This is a genomic window from Aromatoleum evansii, assembly GCF_012910805.1.
Classification (GTDB): domain Bacteria; phylum Pseudomonadota; class Gammaproteobacteria; order Burkholderiales; family Rhodocyclaceae; genus Aromatoleum; species Aromatoleum evansii.
On record NZ_WTVK01000265.1, the window covers coordinates 1 to 412 of the forward strand.

Sequence of the window (412 nt, forward strand, 5' to 3'; positions counted from 1 at the left end):
GCGAACAACATATCGTCGAAATGCGCCGCAGAAACGTCGCCCTGGAAAGGCTCGCGACTGCGCTCGAGAAGCATTCAATGGGCTAGCTCGGGTGCGTGGCGGCGGTATCCGCAAGACGCTCCATCCACGAACGCAGGCGCCGCAGACTTGACGGAGCCTGCCCCTACTCGCCCCACTCCGCGCCATGGTCGCGAGCGCGCAGCCTTCGCAATAGCGGGCGTCCTTGAAGTCGATCCAGTTGTGGGCATAGACGCGCTCCAGCGGAATGCCGTAACGCGCGCGCAGCACCTTCACCAGGACCCGCCAGGCCGCGATCTGCGCGTCGGTCGGCCCCTTGGTGACGTCAGGATAATTGCCGGCGAACTCGACGCCGATCGAGCTGTCCTTGTTGACCTGGCGATACGTCTTGCTG

General features: G+C 64.3%; 1 protein-coding gene. It reads right to left on the minus strand.

Translation table 11 applies throughout. The annotated features are described in order from the left end of the window. Positions 1–412 (minus strand): peptidoglycan recognition protein family protein (locus tag GO615_RS28755; RefSeq protein ID WP_211167441.1); only part of this gene is annotated, 412 nt, incomplete at both ends.